At 72.0% G+C, this 22,410-nt stretch carries 22 protein-coding genes, 1 tRNA gene and 1 other RNA gene; 14 read left to right on the top strand and 10 right to left on the bottom strand.

The window, feature by feature from the left end:
- Positions 1-50 precede the first annotated feature (50 nt).
- Together ACIQ5Y_RS06265 and ffs are read right to left on the bottom strand one after the other, a co-directional pair.
- Complete coding sequence (locus ACIQ5Y_RS06265) at positions 51-2,306, bottom strand: DNA polymerase III subunit gamma and tau (RefSeq protein WP_403875526.1); 2,256 nt, start codon at positions 2,304-2,306, stop codon at positions 51-53.
- An 89-nt stretch (positions 2,307-2,395) separates the two neighbouring features.
- Positions 2,396-2,494, bottom strand: an RNA gene (gene ffs, locus ACIQ5Y_RS06260) — signal recognition particle sRNA small type.
- 130 nt (positions 2,495-2,624) lie between these two features.
- Between ffs and ACIQ5Y_RS06255 the strand changes: the two genes are divergently transcribed.
- Positions 2,625-2,709, top strand: a tRNA-Ser gene (locus ACIQ5Y_RS06255).
- A gap of 104 nt (positions 2,710-2,813) precedes the next feature.
- Positions 2,814-3,716 carry a phosphorothioated DNA-binding restriction endonuclease gene (locus tag ACIQ5Y_RS06250; protein ID WP_403875523.1) on the top strand — a complete coding sequence of 301 codons (903 nt, stop codon included), beginning with the start codon at positions 2,814-2,816 and terminating at the stop codon, positions 3,714-3,716.
- Between the two features lie 105 nt (positions 3,717-3,821).
- On the opposite strand, the gene ACIQ5Y_RS06245 is transcribed toward ACIQ5Y_RS06250, so the two are convergent.
- The 3 genes from ACIQ5Y_RS06245 to ACIQ5Y_RS06235 form a co-directional block, all read right to left on the bottom strand.
- Complete coding sequence (locus ACIQ5Y_RS06245) at positions 3,822-4,472, bottom strand: disulfide bond formation protein B (protein WP_403875521.1); 651 nt, start codon at positions 4,470-4,472, stop codon at positions 3,822-3,824.
- A gap of 13 nt (positions 4,473-4,485) precedes the next feature.
- A complete protein-coding gene (locus ACIQ5Y_RS06240; protein WP_403875518.1) occupies positions 4,486-4,644 on the bottom strand; it encodes a hypothetical protein in 159 nt (52 codons plus the stop codon).
- 161 nt (positions 4,645-4,805) lie between these two features.
- Positions 4,806-5,294 (bottom strand): MarR family winged helix-turn-helix transcriptional regulator, encoded by a 489-nt coding sequence (locus ACIQ5Y_RS06235; RefSeq protein WP_403875515.1) that lies wholly within the window; start codon positions 5,292-5,294, stop codon positions 4,806-4,808.
- A gap of 114 nt (positions 5,295-5,408) precedes the next feature.
- On the opposite strand from ACIQ5Y_RS06235, the gene ACIQ5Y_RS06230 reads away from it, so the two are divergent.
- The 5 genes from ACIQ5Y_RS06230 (at position 5,409) to ACIQ5Y_RS06210 (ending at position 10,759) form a co-directional block, all read left to right on the top strand.
- Entirely contained in the window at positions 5,409-6,266 is an 858-nt protein-coding gene (locus ACIQ5Y_RS06230; protein ID WP_403875513.1) for an NAD(P)H-binding protein, read from the top strand.
- Positions 6,267-6,281: 15 nt separating this feature from the next.
- The gene (locus ACIQ5Y_RS06225; protein WP_403875510.1) at positions 6,282-7,700 is read left to right on the top strand and encodes an MFS transporter; all 1,419 of its coding nucleotides are present in this window, start codon (positions 6,282-6,284) and stop codon (positions 7,698-7,700) included.
- On the top strand, positions 7,697-8,116 hold the full coding sequence (locus ACIQ5Y_RS06220; RefSeq protein WP_403875507.1) for a MarR family winged helix-turn-helix transcriptional regulator: 420 nt from the start codon (positions 7,697-7,699) through the stop codon (positions 8,114-8,116). Before ACIQ5Y_RS06225 ends, ACIQ5Y_RS06220 begins: the two co-directional genes overlap by 4 nt.
- 90 nt (positions 8,117-8,206) lie before the next feature.
- The gene (locus ACIQ5Y_RS06215) at positions 8,207-9,910 is read left to right on the top strand and encodes an aspartate:alanine exchanger family transporter (protein WP_403875504.1); all 1,704 of its coding nucleotides are present in this window, start codon (positions 8,207-8,209) and stop codon (positions 9,908-9,910) included.
- Positions 9,911-10,027: 117 nt separating this feature from the next.
- On the top strand, positions 10,028-10,759 hold the full coding sequence (locus ACIQ5Y_RS06210) for a hypothetical protein (RefSeq protein WP_403875501.1): 732 nt from the start codon (positions 10,028-10,030) through the stop codon (positions 10,757-10,759).
- Here ACIQ5Y_RS06210 and ACIQ5Y_RS06205 read toward each other — a convergent pair.
- Together ACIQ5Y_RS06205 and ACIQ5Y_RS06200 are read right to left on the bottom strand one after the other, a co-directional pair.
- Positions 10,749-11,096 carry a DoxX family protein gene (locus ACIQ5Y_RS06205; protein ID WP_403875499.1) on the bottom strand — a complete coding sequence of 116 codons (348 nt, stop codon included), beginning with the start codon at positions 11,094-11,096 and terminating at the stop codon, positions 10,749-10,751. The genes ACIQ5Y_RS06210 and ACIQ5Y_RS06205 overlap by 11 nt on opposite strands.
- 154 nt (positions 11,097-11,250) lie before the next feature.
- Positions 11,251-12,714, bottom strand: a complete 1,464-nt coding sequence (locus tag ACIQ5Y_RS06200; protein ID WP_403875496.1) for a helix-turn-helix domain-containing protein — start codon at positions 12,712-12,714, stop codon at positions 11,251-11,253.
- Positions 12,715-12,938: 224 nt separating this feature from the next.
- Here ACIQ5Y_RS06200 and ACIQ5Y_RS06195 point away from each other — a divergent pair, with 224 nt between their 5' ends.
- The 3 genes from ACIQ5Y_RS06195 to ACIQ5Y_RS06185 all read left to right on the top strand — a co-directional run bounded on the left by ACIQ5Y_RS06195 (position 12,939) and on the right by ACIQ5Y_RS06185 (position 17,064).
- Complete coding sequence (locus ACIQ5Y_RS06195) at positions 12,939-13,766, top strand: FAD binding domain-containing protein (RefSeq protein ID WP_403875493.1); 828 nt, start codon at positions 12,939-12,941, stop codon at positions 13,764-13,766.
- The gene (locus tag ACIQ5Y_RS06190) at positions 13,763-16,537 is read left to right on the top strand and encodes a molybdopterin-dependent oxidoreductase (RefSeq protein WP_403875491.1); all 2,775 of its coding nucleotides are present in this window, start codon (positions 13,763-13,765) and stop codon (positions 16,535-16,537) included. Before ACIQ5Y_RS06195 ends, ACIQ5Y_RS06190 begins: the two co-directional genes overlap by 4 nt.
- A gap of 80 nt (positions 16,538-16,617) precedes the next feature.
- The gene (locus tag ACIQ5Y_RS06185) at positions 16,618-17,064 is read left to right on the top strand and encodes a molybdopterin-dependent oxidoreductase (RefSeq protein WP_403875489.1); all 447 of its coding nucleotides are present in this window, start codon (positions 16,618-16,620) and stop codon (positions 17,062-17,064) included.
- Positions 17,065-17,076: 12 nt separating this feature from the next.
- Here the strand turns inward: ACIQ5Y_RS06185 and ACIQ5Y_RS06180 are convergent, their stop codons facing one another.
- Together ACIQ5Y_RS06180 and ACIQ5Y_RS06175 are read right to left on the bottom strand one after the other, a co-directional pair.
- Positions 17,077-17,496, bottom strand: a complete 420-nt coding sequence (locus ACIQ5Y_RS06180; protein WP_403875486.1) for a molybdopterin-binding protein — start codon at positions 17,494-17,496, stop codon at positions 17,077-17,079.
- Positions 17,497-17,698: 202 nt separating this feature from the next.
- Complete coding sequence (locus tag ACIQ5Y_RS06175) at positions 17,699-18,172, bottom strand: carboxymuconolactone decarboxylase family protein (RefSeq protein ID WP_403875483.1); 474 nt, start codon at positions 18,170-18,172, stop codon at positions 17,699-17,701.
- Positions 18,173-18,544: 372 nt separating this feature from the next.
- Here ACIQ5Y_RS06175 and ACIQ5Y_RS06170 point away from each other — a divergent pair, with 372 nt between their 5' ends.
- The 3 genes from ACIQ5Y_RS06170 (at position 18,545) to ACIQ5Y_RS06160 (ending at position 20,662) form a co-directional block, all read left to right on the top strand.
- Complete coding sequence (locus ACIQ5Y_RS06170) at positions 18,545-19,501, top strand: helix-turn-helix domain-containing protein (protein WP_403875480.1); 957 nt, start codon at positions 18,545-18,547, stop codon at positions 19,499-19,501.
- Positions 19,502-19,528: 27 nt separating this feature from the next.
- Positions 19,529-20,332: an inositol monophosphatase family protein gene (locus ACIQ5Y_RS06165; RefSeq protein ID WP_403875477.1), complete on the top strand. Its 804-nt coding sequence runs from the start codon at positions 19,529-19,531 to the stop codon at positions 20,330-20,332.
- Between the two features lie 102 nt (positions 20,333-20,434).
- On the top strand, positions 20,435-20,662 hold the full coding sequence (locus ACIQ5Y_RS06160) for a hypothetical protein (RefSeq protein ID WP_403875474.1): 228 nt from the start codon (positions 20,435-20,437) through the stop codon (positions 20,660-20,662).
- Between the two features lie 85 nt (positions 20,663-20,747).
- Here the strand turns inward: ACIQ5Y_RS06160 and ACIQ5Y_RS06155 are convergent, their stop codons facing one another.
- Positions 20,748-21,548 (bottom strand): VOC family protein, encoded by an 801-nt coding sequence (locus ACIQ5Y_RS06155; RefSeq protein ID WP_403875471.1) that lies wholly within the window; start codon positions 21,546-21,548, stop codon positions 20,748-20,750.
- A 118-nt stretch (positions 21,549-21,666) separates the two neighbouring features.
- Between ACIQ5Y_RS06155 and ACIQ5Y_RS06150 the strand changes: the two genes are divergently transcribed.
- Positions 21,667-22,263, top strand: a complete 597-nt coding sequence (locus ACIQ5Y_RS06150) for an HhH-GPD-type base excision DNA repair protein (protein ID WP_403875468.1) — start codon at positions 21,667-21,669, stop codon at positions 22,261-22,263.
- Positions 22,264-22,410: the final 147 nt, after the last annotated feature.

Below are 22,410 nucleotides of genomic sequence, written 5' to 3'. Positions count from 1 at the left end.
GTAGCCCGCGCTCCGGATTCGCTTTCGTGCGGCCACCCAATGAGATACCCCTACTCGTTCGTGTATTCCTCCACAACGGTGGCTCCGAGCTCGCGCACGATGAGGTCGTGTCCGGTCAGCGCGCTCTCGACGAGGTCCGGGTCGTCGTCCTCCGCGAAGTCGTCCTCGGGGGCGACCGGCGGGGGCGCCTGCTGCGCCGGCGGCTGCGGGGCGGGGGCGGACGGCTGGGCGGACTGCTGGGGCGGCTGGTACTGCGGCTGCTGCGGGGCGGGGGCCTGTGCGGGGGCCTGTGCCTGCGCCGCCTGGTACGGGGCCTGCGCCTGCGGAGCGGCGGGTGGCGGGCTGTAGGCGGGCGCGGACGGAGCCGAGTACCCGCTCTGGGGGGCGGGCTGGCCACCGCCGCCGCCCACCACGGCGTCGATCTTCCAGTGGACCTGGAACTGCTCGGCCAGGACCGACTTGAGCACGTCCTCGCTGCCGCTGCTCGCGAAGTTGTCGCGGGCTCCGGGATTGGGGAAGCCGAGCTGGAGGGTGGTTCCGTCGAAGCCGGTGACCTGGGCGTTCTGGCTGAGCAGGATCCAGGTGAAGCGGCGGCGGTTCTTGACGGCCTCCAGGATGCCCGGCCACATCGCCTGCACCTGTCCGGCGCCGGCGGCCATCCCGGGGGACGGCGGGGCGGCGGTGACGGGGGCCGCGGGCGCGGCGGGGGCAGCGGCCGTGGCCTGGGCCGCCGCCGGGATCCCCTGGCCGGGCGCGGCCGCACTCGGCCAGGCCCCTGCGGCGGGGGCACCCTGTCCGGCGCCGGGCCAGGCGCCGGGAGCCGGAGCCGCGGCCGGGGGCTGCGCCGCCGCGGGGATGCCCTGCCCGGGCGCGGCCGCGGTCGGCCAGGCCCCTGCGGCGGGTGCGGCGGCGGGCGGCGCCGCCGGCTCGGGCGCTCGTACCGGCTCGGGAGCCGCGACGGGGGGAGCGACGGGGGGAGCGACAGGAGGGGCGGCCGGAGCCTGCGGCGCCTGGGCCTGTACGGCGGCACGCGCGGCGGCGACGCCCCCGCCCGGCCCGACGGGCGCCATGCCGTGCGCCTCGGGCGCGGGTACGTAGCCCATGGCAGGCGGCATGCCGGGCGGCGGCCCCGCCGCGAAGGCGGCGGCCCCGTTGCGCTCCAGGCGGTCGAGCCGCGCCTGGAAGGACCGCTCGTCACCGAAGGCGGCCGGCAGCAGCACGCGGGCGCAGATCAGCTCCAGCTGCAGCCGGGGCGAGGTCGTTCCGCGCATCTCGGTCAGGCCGGCGTTGACCAGATCGGCGGCGCGCGACAGCTCGGCGGCCCCGAAGACGGACGCCTGGGCCTGCATCCGCTCCACGACATCGGCGGGGGCGTCGATCAGCCCCTTCTCCCCGGCGTCGGGCACGGCGGCCAGGATCACCAGGTCGCGCAGCCGTTCCAGCAGGTCGGAGACGAAGCGCCGGGGGTCGTTCCCGCCCTCCACCACCCGGTCGACGACCTCGAAGGCGGCGGCGCCGTCCCCCGAGGCGAACGCGTCGATCACGGAGTCGAGCAGCGCGCCCTCCGTGTAGCCGAGCAGGGAGGTGGCCATGGCATACGTCACACCCTCCTCGCCCGCACCGGCCAGCAGCTGGTCCATGACGGACATCGAGTCACGCACGGATCCGGCGCCGGCGCGCACGACGAGCGGCAGCACGCCGTCCTCGACCTGGGCGCCCTCGCGCCCGCAGACCTCACCGAGGTAGTCGCGCAGCGTCCCGGGCGGCACGAGCCGGAAGGGGTAGTGGTGCGTCCTGGACCGGATGGTCCCGATGACCTTCTCGGGCTCGGTGGTGGCGAAGATGAACTTGAGGTGCTCCGGCGGCTCCTCGACCACCTTCAGCAGGGCGTTGAAGCCCGCCGAGGTGACCATGTGGGCCTCGTCGATGATGTAGATCTTGTACCGGCTGGACGCGGGCCCGAAGAAGGCCTTTTCCCGCAGGTCACGGGCATCGTCCACACCACCGTGGGAGGCGGCGTCGATCTCGATGACGTCGATGGACCCCGGCCCGTTCCTGGCGAGGTCGCGGCAGGACTGGCACTCCCCGCACGGGTCCGGAGTGGGACCCTGCTCACAGTTCAGGCACCTGGCGAGGATGCGCGCGCTGGTCGTCTTTCCACACCCGCGCGGCCCGCTGAACAGGTACGCGTGATTGACCCGGTTGTTCCGCAGGGCCTGCATCAGCGGGGCAGTGACATGCTCCTGCCCGATGACCTCGGAGAACGACTCGGGGCGATAGCGGCGGTACAGCGCAAGGGACGACACGTCTACGAGGTTATCCGGGCCCACCGACAAGAGCGGCCCTCCGGCGCCCCCGGACCCGCCCCGGAACCCGCCCCGGAACCCGCCCCGGAACGCAAAGCGCCCCCCACGCACCCGCCAGAGCCCACTTACCCTTGCTGCCTTCCGGCCCTGGGGGAGTTGGGTGAGATAGCGCCACGTGAGGGGCTGCGCCCACCCTAGCGGATGGAGGCCCCCGGAATCGAGCCGGACCCCGACCGGACCCCGACCCGACCCCGGCCGACTCCCCCGCCCGACGATCACGTTCGCGAGCACCCCTCAACGTCTTGTATTGTTTGCGGCGGAGGATTCGCCTAGTGGCCTAGGGCGCACGCTTGGAAAGCGTGTTGGGGGCAACCCCTCACGAGTTCGAATCTCGTATCCTCCGCACCCGCCCGCAAGGGCAAACGAAGGACCCGACCGCCCAGCGGCCGGGTCCTTCGTCGTTCCGTGATCCTTTCCGTCCCGACGGCGCCACTACGATCGCCCGTCATGGACTGGCTGGAGCGGACCGCGACGTTGAGGCAGTGGACCAAGGCCGGGGCACGCGCTCCGCACAAGCCGCTGTTGTTCCTCTACGCCCTCAGCCGGTTCCAGCAGGATGCCGACGGCGAGCTGGTCTACAGCGCGGTGGAGGAAGACCTGAAGCGGCTGCTGACCGAGTACGGGCCGCCCAACAGGACAACGCCCGCCTACCCGTTCCACCACCTGGTCAGCGACGGGGTGTGGGAGGTGCGCACCGACCGGGGGCCCGGGAGTCCCGGAAGCGGAGTGCGGGAGCTGCGGGCGGCCGGGGCTTCGGGGCGTCTGGCGCCCGAGCTGCGGGCAGCTCTGCGGCGGGAGCCGTCATTGCTCGGCCGGATGGCGCGCGTACTGCTCGATCTGCACTTCCCGCCCTCCCTCCACGGCGAACTGTGCGAATCGATCAGCCTGGAGCTGGAGCCGGAGGAGACCGGGCGGCTCTCGACCGTACGGAGGCAGCGGGATCGCCGGATGCGGGAGCTCGTGCTCACCGCTTACGAGTACCAGTGCGCCTTCTGCGGTTACGACGGGCAGATCGGGTCGGTGCCCGTCGCGCTGGAGGCCGCCCACGTGCACTGGTGGGCATTCGGCGGCCCCGACGAGGTCGACAACGGTCTGTGCCTGTGCTCGCTGCACCACAAGCTGTTCGACAAAGGTGTCCTCGGCGTCGGCGACGGCCACCGCATCCTGGTCTCGCAGCGCTTCGTCGGCCGCAGCCCCGCAGCCCGCAACCACGTCATAGCCCTCGCGGGCTGCCCGCTCATCGGCCCCCAGCCGGGCACCCGCCCCATCGCGGCGGCCCACCGCTCCTGGCACACCGGCCAGGTGTTCCACGGCACCCCGCGTCCTGCCGCCCCGTCCGGGCCAGGGTGATCATCGGTGAACCGGCTGGTGCTCGACTTCCTCGCCAAGGAGCCGGTGCCCGCCATCGCCGCCGTCCGGCGGGCACCGGCCGTCTGACGCGCCCTTCGCCCGGCCTCAGAAGAGGTCGGCGAAGAACCGGTATCCGGTGGGGTCGCCGGGCATCTGCCAGTGGAAGCCCTGTAGGAAGAAGCAGGCCAGCAGGTTGCTCGCGGCGAAGAAGAAGAGGACGCCGAGGGTGATGCCCGCCGCCCGGCGCAGGGCGGGCGAGGTCCGGGCGGCGTCGAGGGGCCGGGCCGAGTGGATCAGGACCAGGTTCACGGCGCCGGCCAGCACGGCGAGGCCGAAGGTGATCGCGGCCCAGGTGTAGAGGTGCAGGCCGAACAGGGCGCCGGCGTAGCCGGGGTCCGGGGGCACGATGTGCATCAGGACCTGCGCACCGGAGACGGTGCCGCCGATCAGCGCCGAGACGATGGCGACGCCCCACCCGGAGGCGAACTCGGCGGTGGTCACTGGGCCCTTGCGCGAGCGGGCCACGATCATGGCGGGGCCGAGGGCGCTGAGCAGCATGAACATGCGCTGGAGCAGGCACATCGGGCAGGGGTACTCCCACAGCCCGAACTGGAAGACGTACGCGCCGCCGATGGTGGCGCACATCCCCAGGACGTACGCGTGGGCGAACCAGAGGCCCAGGCGGTTGGAGAGCCGGGCCGCCGCGGGGGCGACGGTGGGTGCGGGTGCGGGTGCGGGCGCGGTGGTGCTGGTCATCGTCGGCTCCTCCTCAGAAGCTCAGGCCGAAGGCGCGGTCGAGGTGGGGGAGGAACGCGAGCGTGGTGAGCGCCAGGGTCCCCGCCCACAGCAACAGCCGTGACCCGCTTGGGCGGTCGCGCACGACCGCCCAAGCGCATGCGGTGATCAAGAGGAAGAGGATGGTGTACATGGCGTCCCTGCTTCATCGGGGGGATTGCCGTTCCACCTTCGGACGGGGGCCCGGGCGCCGGTAGGGACATTCGGCCGATACGGCCATAAAGCCGCCCTATGGCCTCGGCCTTGGCGGCGTCCCCGGCCGCAGCCCGTCCGGCCGCCCGCCCCCGCGACGCGTCAGCGGCGCCGGAGCGCTTCCTGCGAGGCGACGTACTTGAGCATGAGGCGGGCCAGGTCGAGGCGGTCCCGCTCCGACCAGTCCGCGGTGATGTAGTCGTAGGCCGCGCGCTGGTGGCGGCGGAAACGGGCCATCAGTTCCTCGCCCTCGGGGCTGAGGTGGAGCACCGTGCGGCGGCCGTCCCGCTGGGAGGCGGCACGGATCAGGTAGCCGGCGGAGATGCAGTCGGAGACCATCCGGCTGGCCACGGAGGGGTCGGCGCCCAGGTGCTGGGCCACGCCTCCGACGGTGACCTCGCCTGCGTCGTCACCGTCGCCGCCCCCGCCGCCCCCGGCCTCCAGGACCACGTTGAGGACCAGGGTGCGACTGAGGTCCTTCTGGGAGATCGGGTTCTCGACCTCCAGGAGCGAGGAGCGCCGCAGCTTCCCGAAGGCCGGGCCGACGGCGTTCAGCAGCTCCTCCGCCGTTTCCGGCTCGTGCTTCGTCATGGCCTCAGCCTACCTACATGACCTCACGAAGACATGTGTTGACATGAAAACGTGTGCATGTGAGCATGCATATGTACGCAGACAAGAAAACGTTCGAAGATTTCGGAGATTCCCGTGACCGTCCTCATCACCGGCGCCCGAGGCAAGGTCGGCCAGGCCGTCATCGCCCGCCTCCACTCCGCCCACCTCCACTCCGCCGGCCTCGCCGTCCGCGCCGCCAGCGCCGATCCCGCCCGGCTGACCGCCCCCGACGGCGTCGAGGCCGTCGAACTCGTCCTCGACCGCCCGGAGACGTTCGAAGCCGCGCTCCGCGGCGTCCGCCAGGTCTTCCTCTACCCGCAGCCCGACGGCATCCACGAGCTGGTCAAGGCCGCCGAGGCCGCAGGCGTCGAGCACGTCGTCCTGCTCTCCTCGTCCTCCGTGGCCGGTCCCGACGCCGAGAACGACCCGCTCGCGAGCCACAGCCTCAAGGTCGAGCGCGCCCTCGCCGGCTCCGACCTGGCCTTCACCTTCCTGCGCCCGGACGCGTTCGCCACCAACTCCCTCGGCTGGGCATGGTCCATCGGCCGGGACGAGCCGGTCCGGCTCGCCTACCCCGACGCCCACATCGCGCCCATCCACCCCGAGGACATCGCCGACATCGCCGTCGAGGCTCTGACCGGCGACTCCCTCACCGGCCGCACGCTCACCCTCACCGGACCCACGTCGCTCACCTTCCGCGAGCAGCTCGCCGTCCTCGCCGAGGCCATCGGCCGTCCGATCCCCGTCGAACACATCACCCGCGCCGAGGCCGAGCGGCAGATGGGCGCCCACATGCCCGCCCACATGGTCGGCTCGCTCCTCGACCTGTGGGAGGCCGCCTGCCACGGCCCCGCCGTCATCGCCGACACCACCGCCACCCTCCTCGGCCGCCCCGCGCGCACCTTCCGCCAGTGGGCCCAGGAGAACTCCGCAGCCTTCGCCGGGCACTGACCTCCAAGGGATCCCATGTCCAGGGCCTCAGCCCCTGCCACCCCTCGCACCGGAACCACGAACAGCACGACCACCGACCGCCGCCGCTGGGCCGTCCTGGCCGTGGTCCTCTTCGCCGCGGTCCTCGACCTCCTCGACTCGACGATCACCAACATCGCCGCCCCGGCCATCGCCGCCGACCTGAAGGGCGGGGAGGCCCTCGTCCAGTGGCTCGGTGCCGCCTACGCCCTGGCCATGGGCGTCCTGCTGGTGGTCGGCGGCCGACTCGGCGACAAGTACGGACGCCGTCGGCTCTTCCTGACCGGCCTGACCGGCTTCACCCTCGCCTCCGTCGCCTGCGGCCTGGCCCCCGGCCCCGCCTCCCTCATCTGCTTCCGTCTCCTCCAGGGAGCCTTCGGCGCACTGGTCATCCCGCAGGGCTTCGGCATCCTCGGCTCCGTCTTCCCACGCGAGGAGATCGGCAAGGCCTTCGGGGTCTTCGCCCCCTGCCTCGGCCTGTCCGCCGTCAGCGGCCCCGTCCTCGCCGGAGTCCTGGTCGACCACTTCGGCTGGCGCTCCATGTTCCTGATCAACATCGCGCTCGGCGGCCTCGCGATCGTCCTCGCCCTGCGCCTGCTGCCCCGGGACCCGGGCAACCGCTCGGTCACCGTCGACGGCCCCGGCTCCGCGCTGCTCGCCGCCACGATGCTCGGCCTGATCTACGGGCTGATCGACGGCTCCGCCCACGGCTGGAGCGCGCTCCCCCTGTTCTGCCTCGCCGCCGGAGCCGCGTTCTTCGCCTTGTTCTGCCTGCGCCAGCGCATCGCCGTCGCCCCGCTCGTCGAGCCGTCGCTGCTGCGCAGCCGCGCCTTCACCTCCGGCCTGCTCCTCGGCCTCGTCTTCTACGCGGCCGTCGCCGGACTCCTCTTCGTCCTGTCGCTCTTCCTCCAACACGGCCTGCACCTCACCCCGACGGGGGCCTCCCTCGGCCTCGCCCCGATCGCCGCCGGCATCATCGTCGCCTCGGTCGCCGCCCACCGCCTCAAGGAACGCCTCGGCCGCGCCCTCGTCCTCGCAGGCCTGCTGCTCACCCTGACCGGCACCCTCGCGCTGATCGCGCTGATCGCGGCCGGCACCCCGACCGCGTGGACACTCGCCCTCCCGGTCTTCGTCACCGGCCTCGGCCTCGGAACGTGTTTCGGCACCGTCTACGAGGTCACGCTCGGCGGCATCGACCCGAAGGAGTCCGGCAGCGCGAGCGGTTCACTGTCCGCCGTCTCCCAGCTCGCCAACAGCATCGGCGCCGCCGCCATCACCACGGTGTACTTCCACACCTCCGGCGGCAGCGGTTCCGGCGCCGTCCACAGCCTCGGCGTGGTGGCCGCCGCCACCGTCGCGTGCTGCGCCCTCGTCCGTCTGCTCCCCGCCACCATCCAGAACAGGAACGCGACATGAAGCCCATCGGCTACTGGCTGAACCGCACCGACCGGGCCATCACCGGCCGCATGGACGCGACCCTGGCCGGCTTCGGCCTGACCCGGCTCGCCTGGCAGGTCCTGAACGTCGTCGCGGACGACCCGGAGGCCACCGACGCCTCCGTACTCGACTTCCTCGCCGCCAACGCCGCCTCCGACGCGCTGACCGACGCCGTCGGAACGGTCGTCCGCGACGGCTGGGCGGTCCGCCCCGGGCCGGGCCGCCTCGCCCTCACCGAGGAGGGCCGCAACCGCCTGGCGCAGGTCGCCGAGCACATCGACGCCTTCCGCGCCCTGTCGACGCACGGCATCTCCGACGAGGAGTACCGCACCGCGGTCAGCGTGCTGGAGCGCATGACACGCAACCTGGAGGCACCCGCCGCCGCCCAGGGCTGACCGTACGGCCGCTCCCGGCGTGCCGTCCCACCCCACCCCGCCTAGCGTTTTGCCGAGCGGCGACGGGAGGCGGCAGGAGGCGGGCGGCAGATGGAGTGGCTCAGGGACAACGTCTTCCGTCCCTATCCCGAGCTGCTGGTCTTCCTGACGATCGCCGTCGGATTCCTGCTCGGCCGGCTGCGCTACCGCACCTTCACCCTCGGCGCCGTCACCGGCTGCCTCGTCGCGGGGCTCGCGATCGGCTCCCAGGTCAAGGTGGAGATCGACGGCCCGATCAAGGCCGTCTTCTTCCTGATGTTCCTCTTCGCCCTCGGCTACGACGTGGGCCCGCAGTTCTTCCGCGCCCTGCGCAAGGACGGCCTCCCCCAGGTCGTCCTCGCCCTGATCGTCTGCGTCACCGGACTCGCCACCGCGTGGGCCTTCGCCTCCCTCGCCGGTTACGGCCCCGGCCTCTCCGCCGGCCTGCTCGGCGGCGGGCTCACCCAGTCGGCGGTGATCGGCGTCGCCTCCGACGCCATCTCGCAACTGCCCGGCCTCACCCCGGAACAGGCCCGCGACGAATCCCACCTGGTGGCCGTCGCCTACGCCGTCACCTACCCCCTCGGTACGGTCCTGCCCGCGATCCTCCTCGCGACCCTGCTGCCCCGCTTGGTCCGCCGGGACCTCGCCGCCGACAGCGCGGTGCTCGCCGCCGATCTGGAAGCGGCCGATGACGACCCCGACGCCGGGGAGGGCTACTACCAGCACGTGCTGCGCGCCTACGACGTGGACGTGGAGCGCTTCGCGGGCCGCACGATCGGCGAGTTCGAGGCCGAGCAGAAGGCCGCCGGGCGCCGCCTCTACATCACCCGGCTGCGCCGCGGCGGCCGGATCCTGGAGCACGACCCCGACACCCGGATCGAGCTCGGCGACACCCTGGCCGTCAGCGCGATCCGCGGGGACCTCGTCGCGTACGACGCCCGCAGCCACATCGGCATGGAGAACGACGACGTCGAACTGCTCGGCTACCGCACGGAGACCCTCCACGTGGTCGTCACGGGACGCCGGCAGGGGGAGCCCCGCACCATCCGCACCCTGCGCCACGAGGAGTTCATGCCGGGCGTGTTCATCGAGGGCCACTGGCGGGCCGGCGCCGACCTGCGGGTCCGCCTCGACAGCACCGTGGAGCGCGGCGACACCCTGGTCCTGACCGGACCCCGCCACCGGGTCGAGGCGGCTGCGGAGGAGCTGGGCAAACCGGTGCCGACCAGCTTCGCCACCGACATGGCGTGGATCGCCTTCGGCCTCTTCCTCGGCGGCTGCCTGGGGATCCCCGCCCTGCACGCGGCCGGCGCCCCGCTGTCCCTGTCGACCTCCACCGGAGCCCTGCTCATGGGCCTGGTCTTCGGCTGGATCCGCAGCAAGTACCCCACGTACGGGAACCTGCCCTCCGCCGCGCAGTGGCTCATGGGCACGCTCGGCCTGTGCGTGTTCGTCGCCATCGTGGGCCTGAACGCCGGTCCCAGCTTCGTCCCCGGCCTGCGCGAGGCCGGCTGGCCGCTGCTGCTCTGGGGCGCCCTGGTCACCACGATCCCGCTGCTGGCCGGCTTCGTGTACGGACACTTCGTCCAGCGGCTGCCCCTGCCGATCCTGCTCGGCGCACTCGCCGGCGCCCAGACCACCACGGCCGCGCTCGGCGCCCTCGCGGAGCGCGCCCGCAGCCAGATCCCCGCCCTGGGCACGACGGTCCCGTACGCCCTCGGCAACGTCCTGCTGACGATGTGGGGCTCCGTGATCGTCCTCCTGCGGAGGTAGCGAGCCCGGGCGGCCGGGGCCACTCGTCCGGGTGATCAGCTTCTGCGGGCCTCGATCCCGGCTGGGACATCTCGCTATAAAAGGGCCGTCATGTTGATCAACTGATGGGCTCTCACCATGCTGAAGGCCGCTCTGCGGGTCCTCGCCGCCGCCTCGCTCGCCTCCGCCGCCGCCATCGCGCCCGCCGCCGCCGCCGCCATCGCGCCCACCTCCGCCGCCGCCGTCGCGCCCTCACGCCCGGCGCCCGCCCCCGACACCGGCCCCTGCGGCCCCGTCGCCGAGTTCGACGCCTGGGACTGGTTCGACACGACCACCAACCCGTTCATCGCCCGCGCGGTCGAGGCCGCGGCGAAGTCCGAGAGCTGGCACTGGCGCGTCGACGACAACACCCTGTGGCGGGGCGACACCCGGGAGAACGTGGAGGAGCTCTTCCGGACCGGATTCACCCCGCGCGGCGACCAGTTGACCCCGCTCGCCGAGTACATCGTCAAGGGCGGCGGCCAGACCAGCGCCCACCTGAGCACCAGCTGCGAGAAGTGGGTGGCCGAGAAGTTCGCCACCTACGGCAGCGCCAAGACGGGCTGGGTGTACGAGATCGAGGCGCCCGGCGGCATCGACGTGAACTCCACCGCCTGGGCCAACCACTACGACTCCCCGTACCTGTGGAACAAGGAGATCGACTTCCCCGGCGGGGTCGAGGGCCGGTTCATCAAGCAGGCCTGCAAGATCCACCTGACCGGCACCGACCCGGTGACCAAGGTCAACACGTACGAAAACCTCGGCTGCAAGAGCAACCGAGGTTTCGCACCCTTCCGTAGCCAGGACCAGCCGGCGGCGTTCAGCCGCTGAAGCCGAGCGTCAGGGCCACCACCGCGGGGGCCGCGTACATGACGGGGAAGACGGCGTGCGCGTACGCCTTCGCCCGGAACGTCGTGATCACGGCCCCCGCGAAGTACAACGCGATCCCCACCGCCGCCGCGACGCCGATCAGCGGAACGAAGATCCCCACCACCAGGCCCACCGCACCCGCCGCCTTCGCCACACCCAGGAACGTCCAGATCGACTCCGGAACCCCGTACTCGGCCAACGGCCCGACCACGAACTCGGCCCTCGCGAACACCGAGTAGGCCGAGAAACCGACCATCAGCGCACCGACCAGAGCGAAAACGATTGCGGTGGTGGACATCCGAGCTCCCCTCGGGCGGGCCCCGGAGCGATACCCGCCCGGTCGTGTTTCCCGCCTGCTTCACTCCACTGACCCGCCACGGGAGAGGGATGTGACAGCCCCGCCGAAAACAATTTCCGCCGGCGGGCCGTCGGCGGGCCGCCGGCAGCCGCGATCAGCCGGCGCGCAGTGCCGCGTACAGGTCCAGTTTGTGGTCCAGCCGGGACAGGTCACGGCCCGTCAGGGACTCCACCCGCTCGATCCGGTAGTGCACGGTGTTCACGTGCAGGTGCATCGCCTCCGCCGTGCGCGCCCACGAGCAGTTGTTCGCCAGGAAGACCTCCAGGGTCTCCCGCAGCATCCCGTCGCCCAGCTCCCCCAGCGTCCGGTTCGCGAACACCCTCCGCACCTCCGGCGGTACCCCGGCGAGGAGTTCCGTGAGGGTTTCCAACTGCTCCGTCCCGCGCACCGGAACCGCTTCGTTCGCAGCCGTCAGGGCGAAGCGGGCCTGGGTCAGCGACGCGCGTAGCGCTTCCGCGCCGGGGGCCACCGCCCCCACGCCGAGCCGCAGTTCGGCCTCCGGATGTGCGCAGGCCTGGAGCAGCGGCCACACCGCGCGCAGCCGGACCGCCAGGTCCGCCCCCGCGTCGGGGTCCTCGTACACCACGGCCACGGAACGGCCCACGGCGTACCGGATCCCGCCCAGGTGCTCCAGCGCCTCGGCCAGGGCGTCACCGGAGGTCGTCACCAGCACCCGGTACGGGCCGCCGAGCGGGAGCCCGGCCGCGGCGAGGGCCTCGTCCATCGCGACCGGGTCGGCGGCCGGTTCGGCGGACAGCAGCCAGGCCAGCTCCTCGCCCGTCGCCCGTCGCGCCTCGTCCCGGCGGCGCCGGCCGTCGCGGTGGCGGGCCAGCACCTCGGCGATCTCGTGCAGCACGCGCGGCGGGGCCGCGTCCGGGTCGGGGACGTGCAGCTGCCAGGCGTCGTACGGGCTGCTCTCGGCCTCGACTCGCAGCCAGAGTCCCGCCCGCGCGCCCGAGGCCAGCGCCCGCTGCGCGGGGATCGCGGGCGCGGACGGCGTACGGGCCACCGTGCGCCCGCTCGCGGTGAGCAGGTAGCCGCTCACCCGGCCCAGGTACCCGCAGGCCCGCTCGAGGAGCTCCGCCGGGCCGGCTCCGCTCTCGACGAGCCGGCTCAGGTCGCCGCGCACGTTCTCGGGCAGCGCGAAGACCGGGTTGCGGGTCGGGCGGCGGCTGAGGTCGCCCCACTGGCGCAGGTACACCGCCTCGGTCACCGCCCGGAAGCTGGTCTGCGCGGGGACGGCCACGATGGGCACCCTGCGGGCCCGGCAGGCGGCGACGACCTCGTCGGGGACCCGCCCGTGCGTCTCCTCGCCGGCCAGCAGGGCGCTGGCGCCCGCGTCCGCGAGGGCCGCGACGAAACGATCCGCCTTCGCCGGTTCGCCGTCCGCCCACCACACCAGCCCACTGAGGACGAGGTCCCCGGGACCCAGGAAGCGGCCCGGGTCCTCGAGGTCGGTGGAGGTGACCCCGCTGACCTCGTGGCCGAGAAGGGTCTCCTCGCCCCAGAGCAGGGTGAGGCCGAGATCGTCGGACTGGAGCAGGTCGAGGACGTGCATGACAGGGACTCCTTGCGGTGGATGATGATCCACATTCGCCAGGCGAATACGAGAAATCCCATGGTAAATGCAAGGAGAACCGGCCAATAAAGCTCTTGGATGATTATCCAAGGCAAACCCTCTCGGGCCCCTTCGATTCCGTGCCCGGGACCAGTCGTCTTGCCCCCGGATGCGTTGCTTCACTGGCGAATGACGCCCGAATCAGGAAAGGCTGGTGGCGCGAAATGGATCTCAACACGGTGCTCGACGTACGTGACGCGCGCCGCCGCGAACCTTGGCGGCCCGGCGACGCCTGGCTCGGCGGCGGCACGTACCTCTTCTCCGAGCCGCAGCCGCACATCCGCCGGCTCATCGACCTCTCCCGGATGGGCTGGGAGCCCCTGTCCCGGCAGCCCGACGGCTCCCTCGACATCGCCGCGACCTGCACCATCACCGAGCTGTCGCGCTTCGGCCGCACCCTGTCCACGACCGCCGCCCCGCTGATCGAGCAGTGCTGCCGGGCCTTCCTGGCCAGCTTCAAGATCTGGAACATGGCCACGGTCGGCGGGAACCTCTGCAACGGCCTCCCGGCCGGCCCGATGGTCTCCCTGACCGCCGCCCTCGACGGCACCGTCCTCCTCCAGGGCCAGGACGGCGCCACCCGCCGACTGCCCGTCACCGAGTTCATCCGCGGCGCCGGCGTCAAGGACCTGAACGAGGGCGAGCTGATGCGCTCCGTACGCATCCCCGCCCGCGCGTTGGAAACCCGTACGGCCTTCCGCCAGGCCTCCCTCTACGGACTGGGGCGCTCCGGGGCCCTGATCATCGGCACGGCCGACCCCCAGGACGGCTCGTTCGCACTGACCGTCTCGGCCGCCACCACGCGCCCGTTCCGCTTCTGGTTCGCCCTGTGGCCGTCCGCCGCCGAACTGCGAGCCGCGATCGACAACACCATCCGCCCCGACGAGTGGTACGACGACATTCACGGGCTGCCGGCGTGGCGCCGTCACATGGCCCTGCGCCTGGCGGAGGAGATCCGCGTCGAACTCACGGTGGGGAAGGCTTCCCGATGAGCTACGAAGTCGAGATCAACAAGCAGCGCTTCACCGCCGAGCCCCGCCCCGGCCAGTGCCTGCGCACCTACGTGCGCGAACGCGGCTGGTTCGGCACGAAGAAGGGCTGCGACCAGGGCGACTGCGGCGCCTGCACGCTCCACGTCGACGGCCGGCCCGTGCACTCCTGCCTCTACCCGGCCGTCCGCGCCGAGGGCCGCTCGGTCACCACCCTGGAGGGCCTGGCCCACCCCGACGGCGAGCTCCACCCGGTGCAGCGCAGGTTCCTGGAGGCCCAGGGCTTCCAGTGCGGCTTCTGCACCAACGGGTTCATCATGACCACCGCCGCCCTGGAGGCCGAGAAGGGCACCCCCCACTGCGACGGCAAGCTCGACGACCTGGGGCGCGCCTTCAAGGGCAACATCTGCCGCTGCACCGGCTACCGCGCCATCGAGGACGCCGTCCGCGGCGTGAAGCACATCGAGGAACCCGAGGCCGGCCAGGCCGTCGGCCGCAACCTCGCCGCGCCCGCCGCCCCCCAGGTGGTCACCGGCACCGCCCGCTACACCTTCGACATCGACGTGCCGGGGCTGCTGCACATGAAGCTGCTGCGCTCCCCCCACCCGCACGCCCGGATCCTCGCGATCGACACCTCCGAGGCGCTGGCCGTGCCCGGGGTGCACGCGGTGTTCACCCACGAGAACGTCCCGGACACCCTCTACTCCAGCGCCCGCCACGAGCACCCCCACGAGGACCCCGACGACACCCGCCTGCTGGACGACGTCGTCCGGTTCGTCGGGCAGCGGGTCGCCGCCGTCGTCGCCGACAGCGAGGGCGCCGCGGAGGAGGGCTGCCGCCGCATCCAGGTCACGTACGAGGAACTCCCGTACGTGATCGACCCGGAGAAGGCCATGGCCCCCGGCGCGCCGGTCATCCACGCGGGCAAGGGTGCGAACGAACGCATCGCGCGCGTCGAGAACAACCTGGCCGGCGAGGTGCACGGCGAGATCGGCTCGGTGGAGCAGGGCTTCGCCGAGGCCGCGGTGATCTACGAGGAGACCTTCCAGACCCAGCGCGTCCAGCACGCCAGCCTGGAGACCCACGGCTGCGTCGGGTACATGGAGCCGAAGGAGGACGGCACGGGCGAGCGGCTCTCCATCCGCTCCTCCTCCCAGACCCCGTTCCTGACCCGGCGGGCACTGTGCGCGCTGTACGGGCTCGGCGAGGACGACGTCCGGGTGTTCACGGGCCGCGTCGGCGGCGGGTTCGGCGGCAAGCAGGAGATGTTCGCCGAGGACATCGTGGCCCTGGCCGTGCTGCAGCTGCGCCGCCCGGTGAAGCTGGAGTTCACCCGCGCCGAACAGTTCTACGGCGCCAGCACCCGGCACCCGTTCACCGTCCGGATCAAGCTCGGCGCCCGCGCCGACGGCAAGCTCACCGCCATCGACATGCGGATCGTGTCCAACACCGGCGCGTACGGCAACCACGGCCCCGGCGTGATGTACCACAGCGCCGGCGAGTCCTTCGTCATCTACAACGCCCCGAACAAGAAGGTCGAGGCGTACTCCGTCTACACCAACGTCGTCCCGTCGGGCGCCTTCCGCGGCTACGGGCTGGGCCAGACCACCTTCGCCCTGGAGTCGGCGATGGACGAGGTGGCACGGCGCCTGGGCATGGACCCCCTGGAGTTCCGCGAGAAGAACATCATCGGTCCGCTCGACCACATGCACACCCCGATCGGCCACGACGACGACCTCTTCATGGCCAGTTACGGGCTGGCCGAGTGCCTCGCCGTGGTGCGCAGGGCGATCGCCGAGGACACCAGCCACGAGAAGGTGCCGCCGGGCTGGGTCACCGGCCAGGGCGCCGCCGTGTCGATGATCGCCACGAGCCCGCCGCGCGGACACTACGCCGACGCCACCCTCACCCTGCTCCAGGACGGCACGTACGACATCGCGGTCGGCACCTCGGAGTTCGGCAACGGCACCACCACCGTCCACAAGCAGCTCGCGGGGTACGCGCTGAACACCACCGCGGACCGGCTGACCGTCCGCCAGTCCGACACCGACGTGGTCCGGCACGACACCGGCGCCTTCGGTTCGGCCGGCACCGTGGTGGCGGGCAAGGCGGTGCTGCTCGCCGCGACCTCGCTCGCCGAGCGCATGAAGACCTTCGCCTCCGAGCACACGGGCGTCGCCCGGCACCTGTGCCTGCTCGGCCCCGAGTCCTTCGACTGCGCGGGCCGGACGGTCACCCTCAAGGAGCTGTACGAGGCGGCCCATGCCAAGGGCAAGGCGAGCGAGATCAGCAGCGAGGGCCACTTCGGCGGCACCCCGCGCTCGGTGGCGTTCAACGCCCAGTGGTTCCGGCTCGCCGTGGACCCGGACACCGGCGAGATGAAGATCCTGCGCAGCGTGCACTCGGCGGACGCGGGCAAGGTGATGAACCCGATGCAGTGCCTCGGCCAGGTGGAGGGCGGTGTGGCGCAGGCCCTGGGCGCCACCCTCTTCGAGACCGTACGGATCGACGAGCGCGGCGAGGTCACCACGGCCGCCTTCCGCCGCTACCGGCTCCCGCAGTACGCGGACGTCCCGCGCACGGAGGTCCACTTCACGGAGACCTCGGACTCGATCGGGCCGTTGGGCGCGAAGTCCATGAGCGAGAGCCCCTTCAACCCGGTGGGCCCGGCGTTCGCCAACGCCCTGCGGGACGCCACCGGCGTCCGTTTCACGGAACTCCCGGTACTGCGCGACGTCGTGTGGCAGAAGATGCAAGGTGTGAATGAACAATAAGCCATGATCTGCGACCCGGATCAAGCCACAAACCTTGCATCTGAGGTTCCGCAAGCGGTCGTTCCGGGCATGACACACCCATGGCCAAACTGATCCTGCACGGAGACCTCGACCATCCCGCCACCCTGAGCGTCGCCGACCTGCGCGAATGGCGTCAGCACCGTGCGGCGGTCACGTTCGACTGCGCGACGAACGGGCCTCAGCACCACGTGTTCGAGGGCGCGTTGCTGCACGACGTGATCCTCGACGCGGGCCCGGCCTTCGACGCGCGGCGGCGCAAGGACCGCAGCCGCTTCATGCTCGCGATCAGCGGCGGGGACGGCCACCACAGCGTGCTGTCCTGGGCCGAGCTGGACGCCGACTTCGCCGACGGTCCGGTCCTGCTGGCCACCCGGCTCGACGGGGAGGACCTCGACGAGCCGGGCTGCCAGCTGGTGGTTCCGACGGACCGGTGCGGGGCGCGCTACGTCAGCGCGGTCACCCACGTGTGGTTCGGCGCGCTCGCCCCGCCGAACCTGGGCCTGTAGGCCCTCACCGCCTCAGGCGGTGGCGAGCGAGATCTCGGTCGACTTGATCAGAACGGTGACGGCGGACCCTGCGGCCAGCCCGAGCGCCTCGACGGCGTCGGCGGTGATGGCGGCGGTCAGGGAGCCACCGTTCACGTCGACCTTGACGGAGGCCATCGCGGGCCCGGCGGACACGTCGGCGACGGTGCCGGCGATCTGGTTGCGAATGGAGATCCCGTCCACCGGCCCGGTGGCGAGCGCGACCTCGGTGGCCTTGACGAGCGCCTTGACCGCGTCCCCCTGGGAAAGGCCGAGGTCCTTGACGGCGTCGACGGTGATGGCAGCGGTGATGTCCTGACCGCCGTCCAGCCGGACCTTGACCGTCGCCATGGCCTCACCTGCGGTGACGGCGGTGACGGTGCCGGCGATCTGGTTGCGGATGCTCAGGCTCATGAGTGCTTCGACCTCTTACGTAGCGTACGTGGCGACTTCGTGCGGGACCGATGAGAACCGCACGGGATCGACCGTATGCCCCTTTGCTCCGGCGCGCGTTCACCCCATCTCATCCACCAACCGGAACCACCCGGTCGGCTGGTAGGTGCCGTTGTCCGCACTCAGGGGCACCGCCACAAACCACTGCGGGCGACCTCACCGGTCAGTGGAACTGGCCCGGCTGGTATTCGCCGGCCGGCATCTGGAGCATGACGTTCAGCCGGTTGTAGGTGTTCATCATGGCGATCAGGATCATCAGAGCGGCCAGCTGGTCCTCGTCGTAGTGCTTGGCCGCGTTCTCCCACACCTCGTCCGGGACGCCTCCGGCGCCGTCCGCGATGCGGGTGCCCTGCTCGGTCAGCTCCAGCGCGGCCCGCTCGGCCTCGGTGAAGACGGTCGCCTCCCGCCAGGCCGCGACGAGGTGGAGCCGTACCGCGGTCTCGCCGGCGGCGGTCGCGTCCTTGGTGTGCATGTCGATACAGAAACCGCACCCGTTGATCTGGCTCGCGCGCAGCGCGACCAGCTCCTGCGTGGCGGCAGGCAGGGTGGAGCCCTTGATCGCCGCGCCCGCCGCCATGAAGTGCTTCATGACCTTGCCCGCGGTCGCGTTGCCGAAGATGTTCAGTCGGGGACCCATGGTCTTCTCCTCTGCCGTTCTCGGTGGCTACGACCCTTAAGACACCGCCGTTCGGCGGGCTGTGACAGGTCGGGAATGTGACCTGGGTCTCAGGGGCGGGGGAGCGGGCCCATCGGATCGCGGGCCGACGCGATGCGGGGATCCACGATTTTTCTTTTGCTTCGCAATAACGAGAGAAAGAACCCCGCCAGACCCCTCCAGCCTCCCGGAATCGGCCTCTCACTCACACGGGTGAATTGGCCCAACTGGGCTGGATTCGGGGCCGGTTGCCTGGCATATGCTCTGCCCGACACGCACCAGACATGAGACGGCCCCCGCCGGGACGGCAATCCCGAACGAGGGCCTGACCAACGAGGAAGTAACAGGCTTCCCATGGCTTCTGAGCACTTTAACGCGCGCCCGGTCTTCCCGTCCGGCGTACGCCACGCCCACGTCAAGCACACTTCGCACTTCACCGTGATCGGCAACCACCTCGCCCAGCACCGGGAGTTGTCGCTCACCGCGATCGGACTGGCCGTCTACATCCAGTCGGTGCCCGGCGGGACCCGGATCGGCATCAAGGAGCTGGACGCGCGGTTCCCCGAGGGTGAGATCCGGATCGCCTCCGCCCTGCGGGAGTTGGAGCACCACGGCTACCTCAGCCGAACGACGGAACATCTGCCCGGTGGGCGACTCATCACCCGTACGGTGTCCTACAACCGCCCGGGAGCTGTCCCCGAGCAGGAGCAGCCCCGGCCCACGCCGCCGCCCACACCCACGCCGCCCCTGCCGCCCCTGCCGACCCCGCCGCGCCCCCGCCGTCGCCGTACGGAGCCCGCGGCCGTGGCGCCCGCACCGGAACCCGAGGCCGAGGTCCGCCCCGAGCCGGAACCCGAGCCGGAGCCCCCGGCCGAAGCCGCGCCTGCGGCCCCGGCCCCCGCACCGGCCCCGGTCCCCGCGCCCAGTGACGTGTCCCCCGCCCGCCGCCGCGCCGCGACCGAGCTGCTCGCGCGACTGCGGCGGGTCGACCACCGGCTGCTGCTCGGCGAGCGGGACATCCACCGGCTGGCGCCCGGCGTCGAGAGTTGGCTGGAGCGCGGGGCGTCCGCGGACGCGGTGGTCTGCGCGCTGACGGCCAACCTCCCCGCCCAGCCCCGCAATCCGGCCGGACTGATCGCGCACCGCCTCTCGGCCCAACTGCCGCCGCTACTCGGGCCGGTGCACCGTGCGCACGACTACGTACCACCGGATCCGTTCCAGACCTGCCCCGCCTGCGACCGCGCCTTCCGCAGCCCGGCTCCCGGCACGTGTGGGGATTGCGCGGAGATCGGGATCACCCACGCCGCCTGACCGGCCTCCGCGGATAGCCTTCCCGACATGATCGACTCAGACGCGAAGCTCGACGACACCGCAGTCGCGACAGCCGCGGCGCGGGCCGGTGCGGACGTGGTGCGGGAGATGTACGGCCGGCGGCTCGAACGCATCGACAAGGGCGCCGGGGACTTCGCCACCGCCGCCGACGTCGAGGCCGAGAAGGCGATCCTCGGTGTCATCCGGGCCGCGCGTCCGCACGACGCGGTGCTCGGCGAGGAGGGCGGGCAGCAGGGGGCCGACGGGGCCGCGCGGCAGTGGCTGGTGGATCCCCTGTGCGGAACGCTGAACTACGCCGTCGGCAACATGCTGGTGGCCGTCAACGTGGCGCTGCGCGACGGTGCGGCGGCCGTGGCCGACCCGTTCGGCGGCGAGGTGTTCGCGACCGACGGCCGGGCCGCCTGGGCGCTTCACCGGGACGGGACCGAGACACCGCTGGAGCCCTCCTCCGCCACCCGGCTGGTGGACGTCAACCTCGACCCGCCGTTCCCCGGCGCCCCCGGCTTCCGGGCCGTGGAGCTGCTGGCCCACCCCGCGTTCGTCGAGCGCTTCCGGCCGCGCGTGGTGTCCACGACGCTGGCGCTGGCGTGGGTCGCCGCCGGCAAGCGCGCCGCGTACGTCACCGATGGCGGGGACCTCTCCGGGAGCGTCCACTTCGCCGCGGGCATCGCCCTGTGCCGGGCCGCGGGCTGCGTGGTCACCGGGATCGACGGCGCTCCCGTGGGGGAGGCGGGCAGCCGTGGGCTCGTCGTGGCCGCCGACGCCGAAACCCATGAACTGCTGATGTCGCTGATCCGCCGCCGAGGGTGATCGGTGGAGGTTCGTTTCTGCGGTGAAACGGCTCCGGCATACGGGTGAAGGCGGGCTCAGAAACCTGTTCGGCGGCGCCCCCCGGCCGATATTCCTCCACCCGTGATCAAGAACATCGCCGCCGCCGCGGCACTCGCCTTCACCAGCGCCCTCATCACCTGCTCCCCCGCCCAGGCCGCCGCCCCGCAGAGCGGCAGCGCGTACCCGTGGCCCCCGTACGACTACGTGCTCCTCGCGTCCGCCCCGCTCTGGCCCGCCCCGGTGCTGGTCCGGCCCACGGACCAGGCGTGGTTCGCCTACGCCCCCCTCACCGGGGACGTCCGCCGCTGACGGACGCGCACCGCCCCCACACCCCCGTGCCCCTGGCGTGTATCCCCGGCAGGGGCACGGGCATGCGTACGGGAGCCGGAAGGGGTCACTCGAACTTCGGCATCTCACCGACCGTCGTCGCCGTGTCGATCACCGCGAAGGCCGCTCCCTGCGGGTCCGTCACCGCCGCGAACCGGCCGAACGGGCTGTCCATCGGGCCGAAGTGCAGCTTTCCGCCGAGGGCCTGGGTCTTCGCGACCGCTTCGTCGCAGTTCGGGACGGCGAAGTAGACCTGGATGTAGGACGGGATCTCGGGCGGGAACTCGTCGCCCATGGGCATCCGGCCCATGACCGGGTTCTCGGGGCCGCCGACGCTGAAGATCTTGTAGTCCATGCCGGAGTCGCCCGGGTCCATCTGCTGGACGCCGTACGGGAAGACCTTCGGCAGGAACGCGTCCGGCTTCGCCGCGTCCCGCGTGAAGACCTCGGCCCAGGCGAACGACCCGTTCTCGCCCATCTTCTCGAAGCCCTTGTGGTCGCCCGGCTGCCAGACGCCGAAGACCGCCCCGCTCGGCTCCTTCGCGATCAGCATCGTGCCGAACGTGCCGACCTGCATCGGACCCATCAGCACCTCGCCGCCGGCCGACGTGACCTTCGCGGCGGTGGCCGCCGCATCGGGCGAGGCGAAGTACAGACACCACTGCGAGGGCGCTTCCACCCCCGGCATCGGCGGGACGACGGCGGCCACGGCCTTTCCGTCGGAGTACGCCTGCGTGTAATTCCCGTACTCGCTGCTGGCATCCCCGAAGGTCCAGCCCAGTACATCGCCGTAGAAGGACTTGGCGCCCTCCACATCGGCGAACATCGCGTCCACCCAGCACGGCGCGCCTTCGGTGAACTCAACCATGATCGATCGACTCCTCGGCTTGCTCTTCGACTGTTTCGACTGCTCGACTGCACGAACCACGCTAGGGGCGGGCTCTGACAATCGCGCGGGAAGCGCGTCCGCGGGGGACCCTGGAGCCATGGACAACGACATCACCATCCGGCTCGCCCAGCAGCCGGAGGCCGACGCGCTGCTCTCCCGGAGCCCGCTCGCCGCGCTGGTCGGAATGCTGCTGGACCAGCAGGTGCCGATGGAGTGGGCGTTCTCGGGGCCGTGGACGATCGCCCAGCGGCTGGGCGCCGACGATCTGGACGCGCACGAGATCGCCGCCTACGACCCCGAGGCCTTCGCCGCCCTGCTCTCGGAGAAGCCGGCCGTGCACCGCTATCCGGGGTCGATGGCGAAGCGGATCCAGCAACTGTGCGCGTACCTCGTCGAGCACTACGAAGGGGACGCGGCGGCCGTCTGGGCCGACGCGGGGACGGGCGCGGAGCTGCTGAAGCGGCTGAAGGCGCTGCCGGGCTTCGGGGAGCAGAAGGCGCAGATCTTCCTGGCGCTGCTGGGCAAGCGGCTGGGGGTGCGGCCGAAGGGCTGGCGGGAGGCGGCGGGCGGCTACGGGCAGGCGAACGTCTACCGTTCGGCGGCGGACATCACGGGGCCGGAGTCGCTGGCCAAAGTACGGGCGCACAAGCAGGAGATGAAGGCCGCGGCGAAGGCCTCGCGGGGCGGCGCGTGAACCAGGCGTGTCGGCGCGGCACTCCGGGCGCCGCCCGGCCTCCCGTGGCTCCGGCCCGGACCCCGCGCCTCAAACGCCGGCGGGGCCGGATGTCGCCGTGCCGCCGGCAGGGCTGGGTGGGGCCGGTGCTGCCGGCGCGGCTGGATC

Origin of the sequence: Streptomyces sp. NPDC096339 (assembly GCF_044762985.1) — a bacterium.
Classification (GTDB): Bacteria; Actinomycetota; Actinomycetes; order Streptomycetales; family Streptomycetaceae; genus Streptomyces.
Note: the sequence above shows the minus strand (reverse complement) of the source record. Positions and strands in the feature narration are given on the sequence as shown.

What these genes read in the sequence shown, in the direction of transcription:
- ACIQ5Y_RS06250 (WP_403875523.1), top strand. Translation starts at nt 2,814, where the DNA reads ATGGACTGGCTGGAGCGGACCGCGACGTTGAGGCAGTGGACCAAGGCC.
- ACIQ5Y_RS06245 (WP_403875521.1), bottom strand. Translation starts at nt 4,472, where the DNA reads ATGACCAGCACCACCGCGCCCGCACCCGCACCCGCACCCACCGTCGCC.
- ACIQ5Y_RS06240 (WP_403875518.1), bottom strand. Translation starts at nt 4,644, where the DNA reads ATGTACACCATCCTCTTCCTCTTGATCACCGCATGCGCTTGGGCGGTC.
- ACIQ5Y_RS06235 (WP_403875515.1), bottom strand. Translation starts at nt 5,294, where the DNA reads ATGACGAAGCACGAGCCGGAAACGGCGGAGGAGCTGCTGAACGCCGTC.
- ACIQ5Y_RS06225 (WP_403875510.1), top strand. Translation starts at nt 6,282, where the DNA reads ATGTCCAGGGCCTCAGCCCCTGCCACCCCTCGCACCGGAACCACGAAC.
- ACIQ5Y_RS06220 (WP_403875507.1), top strand. Translation starts at nt 7,697, where the DNA reads ATGAAGCCCATCGGCTACTGGCTGAACCGCACCGACCGGGCCATCACC.
- ACIQ5Y_RS06215 (WP_403875504.1), top strand. Translation starts at nt 8,207, where the DNA reads ATGGAGTGGCTCAGGGACAACGTCTTCCGTCCCTATCCCGAGCTGCTG.
- ACIQ5Y_RS06210 (WP_403875501.1), top strand. Translation starts at nt 10,028, where the DNA reads ATGCTGAAGGCCGCTCTGCGGGTCCTCGCCGCCGCCTCGCTCGCCTCC.
- ACIQ5Y_RS06205 (WP_403875499.1), bottom strand. Translation starts at nt 11,096, where the DNA reads ATGTCCACCACCGCAATCGTTTTCGCTCTGGTCGGTGCGCTGATGGTC.
- ACIQ5Y_RS06200 (WP_403875496.1), bottom strand. Translation starts at nt 12,714, where the DNA reads ATGCACGTCCTCGACCTGCTCCAGTCCGACGATCTCGGCCTCACCCTG.
- ACIQ5Y_RS06195 (WP_403875493.1), top strand. Translation starts at nt 12,939, where the DNA reads ATGGATCTCAACACGGTGCTCGACGTACGTGACGCGCGCCGCCGCGAA.
- ACIQ5Y_RS06190 (WP_403875491.1), top strand. Translation starts at nt 13,763, where the DNA reads ATGAGCTACGAAGTCGAGATCAACAAGCAGCGCTTCACCGCCGAGCCC.
- ACIQ5Y_RS06185 (WP_403875489.1), top strand. Translation starts at nt 16,618, where the DNA reads ATGGCCAAACTGATCCTGCACGGAGACCTCGACCATCCCGCCACCCTG.
- ACIQ5Y_RS06180 (WP_403875486.1), bottom strand. Translation starts at nt 17,496, where the DNA reads ATGAGCCTGAGCATCCGCAACCAGATCGCCGGCACCGTCACCGCCGTC.
- ACIQ5Y_RS06175 (WP_403875483.1), bottom strand. Translation starts at nt 18,172, where the DNA reads ATGGGTCCCCGACTGAACATCTTCGGCAACGCGACCGCGGGCAAGGTC.
- ACIQ5Y_RS06170 (WP_403875480.1), top strand. Translation starts at nt 18,545, where the DNA reads ATGGCTTCTGAGCACTTTAACGCGCGCCCGGTCTTCCCGTCCGGCGTA.
- ACIQ5Y_RS06165 (WP_403875477.1), top strand. Translation starts at nt 19,529, where the DNA reads ATGATCGACTCAGACGCGAAGCTCGACGACACCGCAGTCGCGACAGCC.
- ACIQ5Y_RS06155 (WP_403875471.1), bottom strand. Translation starts at nt 21,548, where the DNA reads ATGGTTGAGTTCACCGAAGGCGCGCCGTGCTGGGTGGACGCGATGTTC.
- ACIQ5Y_RS06150 (WP_403875468.1), top strand. Translation starts at nt 21,667, where the DNA reads ATGGACAACGACATCACCATCCGGCTCGCCCAGCAGCCGGAGGCCGAC.